We start from the raw sequence: 3314 nt of genomic DNA on the forward strand, positions 1-3314 counted from the left end.
AGGCCCCCCTTTTTGCAGGCGGCGGTCGCCAAACCGCCCCAGTCCCACCACCTCGCAAGTAATCGTCACTGGCCTCTCCCGAATCAATCCGCCTCAAGGAATCAGCCATGTTCATCGCCTGCAATGCAGATGTGTGCACATGACAGCCGCTTGCGGGGAGAGGTCGGATCGCATCGTTTGATGCGATCCGGGTGAGGGGGACTCTCCGAGAACTCTGCTCTTGGAGACTCCCCCTCACCCCAACCCTCTCCCCGCAAGCGGGGAGAGGAGCCGACTGCCGATGCGGCAACTGGTCCCATCAAACTCGAACAGCACCGATCACAGCACGATCACGCGCGTGCCGACATTGACGCGGCCGTAGAGGTCAATCACGTCCTGGTTGCGCATGCGGATGCAACCCGACGACACGTTGGTGCCGATGGTCCAGGGCTCGTTCGAGCCGTGGATGCGGTAGAGCGATGATCCCAGATACATCGCGCGCGCGCCGAGCGGATTTTCAGGACCGCCTTCCATGTGACGCGGCAGGTCCGGGCGGCGCGCCAGCATCTCTGCCGGCGGAGTCCAATCGGGCCATTCGCGCTTGGCCGAAATCGTCTTGACGCCGGACCAGGTGAAGCCGGGACGTCCGACACCGATGCCATAGCGTAGCGCCTTGCCGTCGCCCTCCACGAGATAGAGGAACTTGTTCGGCGTATCGATCACGATCGTGCCGGGACCTTCCTTGCCGTGATAGTCCACGACCTGTTTTTCGTACATCGGATCGAGCGGCCGCTGCGTCGGATTGCTGGCCTCCGGCGGCAGGGCCTGTTGCTGTGGCAAGTAGGGACCGCGCGGTTCGTAGGACGGCTGCTGCTGGTAGACAGGCGGCTGCTGATATCGCGGGCCCTGGCCGTCGCCGAACAGGAACTCGATGAAGCCGCCGCCCATGTTGGCGCGTTCGGCCGAGGCCGTCCGCACCGGCTGAGCTGCATAGATCACCGCGGGCTCGCGCGGCGATGCCGCGTCGATCGCAACAGCCTGATCCGACATGACACAAACAAGCGTGGCGCCGCCAAGGAGCGCGAGAGAGGTTTTGAACATCGACGTACTCTGTACTGTTTCGTCTTCGAGCTGTTCGTGGAGAGCGCCGTGATAAGCACTCCCGCTTAGGTCAATAGACGGTAAAACCGCATCGGTTTGGTAAACGGATCAGGCGTTTCGATTCACCATGTCGCGCCGGCGGGGTGGATTTGCCGGACAGCGTTTATTTTCGATTGACGGCGTGCCGCCATGGTTAATCCCCGGTTTTGAAACCACATCAAATGCGCGTTCTGCCTGTCCCGAGACATCTCGCCAACGTGTATTTCACGGAGTTCGGCTGCTGCAGCAAGGCCAGCCGCAGCAGCAGCACCCCGCGGCCAGTTCCCGCGTGAACCCTGTGTTAAACGCCATCTGTTTAGAACTGGAGGCGTCAAGGGGTCAGGGACACTCTCATGTCTGTTCGTCGCAAGCGTTTTCGTATCGAAGAAGCCATTTCCGGAGAAATGCCGATGTTCGAAGCCATCGACAGCGTGGACGCAGGTCCCATGCATCGCGAGATCATGGATGAGCTGCGCGCCATCCGCGCCCAGATGGCGCATGGACGTCACAGCATCGGCAGTGCGGCGACGGCGGCGATCGAGGACCAGGCGGCGCGCGAGGTCGCCGAAGCGCGCGCCTTGCTCGAGACCTATCGGGCCCAGATCGAACAATGTGAAAAGCTCAAGGTCGAACTCGACTTGATCCACGAGGCGATCGCCCGCACCAAAGGCGAGATCGCCGTCCTCCACGCCAAGAGCTTTGATGGCCAGGAGATGGCCAAGGTCAATGGCGAGCTCGGCGCCGTCGTCGGCGGCACCGAACAGGCGACGCAGCAGATCCTGGAAGCCGCCGAATCGATCGACCAGGCCGCCAGCGCGCTCGCCAAGGTCAACTCACTCGATCAGCAAAAGATTTTGAGCGAGGAAATCCAGGAGCGCGTGATCTCGATCTTCGAGGCCTGCAACTTCCAGGACCTGACCGGGCAGCGCATCAGCAAGGTCATGACCACGATGAAATTCATCGAGCACCACATCAACGTGATGATGGACATCTGGGGCGGCGTCGACGCGATCAAGGCGCATGCGCCGCCGATCGTCGACACCCGCGAGGGCGATGCCAAGCTGCTGAACGGCCCGAAGATGGACGGCGATGTCGGCCATGCCTCGCAGGACGACATCGACGCGCTGTTCGATTAAGCGAATTTGCGATCCGACAGAATCAAGGAAACGCCGGCCGAAAGCCGGCGTTTTCTTCCTTCTGTCATTCCGGGGCGCGCGAAGTGCAAACTATGGTGCGCAATTGCGCACCTGAGACTCTCGCGCCGAACTTTGGGATCGCGGGTTCGCTCGCTTTGCGAGCGCCCCGGAATGACGATCCCTGCTTACGCCCGCGCGCCGCAGCGCACATAGACCATGTTGCCGTAGCGCGTGGCGGCGTCCTTGTCGACGAAGCGCGTGATCAGCACCCGCCCGTCGAAGGAGATCACCTCGCGATCCTGCTCGCCGCCGGCCGGTCCCGCCGGCCCGATGAAGTTCTTGCCGCCCTGGCTGCCCTTGAGCCGCAATTCCTCCGGGGTCGCCTGATCTGCGAGATGCATGACCACGCCGCCGGACTGGCCGGCGCCGATCGTGTAAGGCTGCTTGCATTGCGCCACGGCCATCTTCTCGGTGCGCGCGCGATCGGCCGGATTCTGGTAGGATGCAAGTCCCCATTTGCCGACGAGCTCGTCGGAACGAATCGTCGCTGGAATTTCCGGCGCCATGCCGGGCTCGGACGGAGCGGTCGCGTTGGACGACAGCGACGGCAGGCTGAAGCCGCCGCCACCGCAGGCTCCGAGACAGAGCGTCAGCGCCGAGGCGATCGTAAGATTGGCGACCGTTCGCGCAGAACGAGAACTCAGCATAGTCATCCCCCGAGCAAGATCCTGGCCGCTACGCGTCACGCAGCCAAGCGCAAAACCGCTTGCGGAGCAATGACGTCGAATGAATTACGCCAGCGCGCCGATTTGGTTTCTTCGTTGATTTCCTGGGCAGCATCTTACATCGATCTCAAGACGGGCTTAACCCCTTTGCTTGACAGGATCGGCGGCAGGCCATATTCCCAGCACACAGATTAGCACTCCGAAGGCTCGATTGCCAAAGGGGCGGATCCTGTCGATGGCGGCCCAAACCGTCAATTTCCACCGCTCCCTGATCGGCCTTCGACACTGAACCCTGTCTGAATACGTAAAGCCTGCAAAAGGGAACCGTCATGGC

3 protein-coding genes are annotated in these 3314 nt (G+C 61.9%); 1 reads left to right on the forward strand and 2 read right to left on the reverse strand.

Annotated features, from left to right (window positions below; translation table 11 throughout):
* Nucleotides 1–318: 318 nt before the first annotated feature.
* Nucleotides 319–1080 carry a L,D-transpeptidase gene (locus tag JOZ76_RS20565; protein WP_291701277.1) on the reverse strand — a complete coding sequence of 254 codons (762 nt, stop codon included), beginning with the start codon at nucleotides 1078–1080 and terminating at the stop codon, nucleotides 319–321.
* Nucleotides 1081–1472: 392 nt separating this feature from the next.
* Between JOZ76_RS20565 and JOZ76_RS20570 the strand changes: the two genes are divergently transcribed.
* On the forward strand, nucleotides 1473–2255 hold the full coding sequence (locus tag JOZ76_RS20570) for a protein phosphatase CheZ (RefSeq protein WP_291701279.1): 783 nt from the start codon (nucleotides 1473–1475) through the stop codon (nucleotides 2253–2255).
* Nucleotides 2256–2440: 185 nt separating this feature from the next.
* Here the strand turns inward: JOZ76_RS20570 and JOZ76_RS20575 are convergent, their stop codons facing one another.
* Entirely contained in the window at nucleotides 2441–2962 is a 522-nt protein-coding gene (locus JOZ76_RS20575; protein WP_291701281.1) for a hypothetical protein, read from the reverse strand.
* Nucleotides 2963–3314 lie beyond the last annotated feature (352 nt).

Origin of the sequence: Bradyrhizobium sp., assembly GCF_019244115.1 — a bacterium.
Classification (GTDB): Bacteria; Pseudomonadota; Alphaproteobacteria; order Rhizobiales; family Xanthobacteraceae; genus Bradyrhizobium.